The 1735-nt window shown below is 40.3% G+C and carries 2 protein-coding genes; both read right to left on the bottom strand.

The window, feature by feature from the left end; translation table 11 throughout:
* Positions 1-162: 162 nt before the first annotated feature.
* Positions 163-534, bottom strand: a complete 372-nt coding sequence (locus IDZ20_RS07880) for a hypothetical protein (protein ID WP_188150887.1) — start codon at positions 532-534, stop codon at positions 163-165.
* Positions 535-618: 84 nt separating this feature from the next.
* Positions 619-1095 carry a hypothetical protein gene (locus tag IDZ20_RS07875; protein WP_188150886.1) on the bottom strand — a complete coding sequence of 159 codons (477 nt, stop codon included), beginning with the start codon at positions 1093-1095 and terminating at the stop codon, positions 619-621.
* Positions 1096-1735: the final 640 nt, after the last annotated feature.

The following is a 1735-nucleotide window of genomic DNA, read 5'->3' as shown; positions in this document are numbered from 1 at the left end:
AACTGAATAAGACAATTAACAATAAATAGTATGTTCTCATTTCCTTCTGGCCTCTAACGCCGTTATAACCTGCATTTTGGGTGGAGCGTAGTACTGTGCAATAATGAGCGAAGCGAATGCACAGAACGAAGCGTAGCCCAAAATGTCAGGTTTATAACCTTGTTATGCATTTTTTGCAATTTTGTATAGCCGTTCATACTCTTTCCAAAATGAGTTTACTACGCCAGACTCATTATCAAAATACCGCTCGAAAAAGTAATTATGAAACCATGCCACCGGATAAGCATATAGCTCCCCATCTTCTCCATACTCTTTAATCCAGAACTCTGGCTGAGTTGAATCGGTTACTTCAAACTGCTCGGGCTCATAAAGATAAGGCTCACCTTCATCGCAGACAATACGATACGAATCCCCCTCGATACCTATGACTTCATATTCACTCCCAACACTCATATTAGGAGCTTGATCTTTTAACTTTTTCTTAAATATTACTTTCATACTGATGATGCATAACGCCTTGCTAACCTGAGCCATACCGTGAGCGTAGTGTAGCCCATAAAATGCACGCAGTGCATGGGCGGAACGAAGCGGAGGTATGGCTTCAGGTTGAGCAATTTGTTAGGGTTTTTGCTTAGCTGCATCAGGCCGAATGTCGTTTCCAGCGACAAGATATAGAGCATAAATTGAATCCTCTTTTCCATTCTCAATATGTTTCATCACTTTTTCTAACGGAAACCATAGACTTCTCTCCTCAATTAGAACTCCGTATGAATTTTCATATTTTACCCATTTGCCACCATATTTTCTTATGATAGCCTCCCCTAAAAAGGCACCCCAAACGGTCGGAAGCACATTTTTTGCTTGATCAGAATAAGTAGGGCCTTCGCGGTCGATCACGTCGCTCAACTTTTTGATTGAATCTTCGTTGTACCCAAAATCATCCCCAATATTTTTTCTCATCATAGAAACAGTTTGTTCAGCATAACGGTGCAGATCGCCAAGATCCTCGCTTGACAACTCTTCAAATTCTAGGCTCACGGCGCCCCCAAAGGCTAGCGTTGAAAACAGTATTAATACTACTAAAATATACTTCATAGATCCCCCAAATTACTAATTACCCTAACGCCTGTAGCACCTGCATAAATTGCGGAGTGCCTTTTTGTGTAAAATTGAGCGTAGCGAAAACACAAAAAGGCGCGTAGCAATTTTTGTCAGGTGGCTACACTTGTTATGTGTTTGTACGACTTTGATACAAAAACCAATATCACTTATGTTTGTTTTTAACACGATCCCACTTCTCTTGCACTTCCCTTTCTCTTTTTTCACGAAGAGTTCTTTGGATTTCCGCCAACCGATTACTATGGGTTTTATTTGACCTCATCATTTGCCTGATGAATATGTATAACGGGACAGCAAAAACAAGCAAAATTATCCAAGTTAACATTAGCTACCACCAACCTAACCAATACCGTAATCTATCGTAGGCCTCATCACCTTTACAAACCGCAAAGAAAGCGAACAGGACACTGACGACTAAACAAATAGAAAAATGTACAAGCCCATACTCTAAAAATACAAAAAATGTAATAACCGAGCTCACAGCAAACATTACTATTAGACCGAAGACGAATCTAACTCTTTTCTCTAAACTATCGGGTTCTCTCATGATCACACATAACGCCGCCATTTGCGGCAAATTTGGAGTGGAGCGATTTGTGTTAGCGTAGCGTTAAGA

Source organism: Teredinibacter waterburyi, assembly GCF_001922985.1.
GTDB lineage: Bacteria > Pseudomonadota > Gammaproteobacteria > Pseudomonadales > Cellvibrionaceae > Teredinibacter > Teredinibacter waterburyi.
Note: the sequence above shows the minus strand (reverse complement) of the source record. Positions and strands in the feature narration are given on the sequence as shown.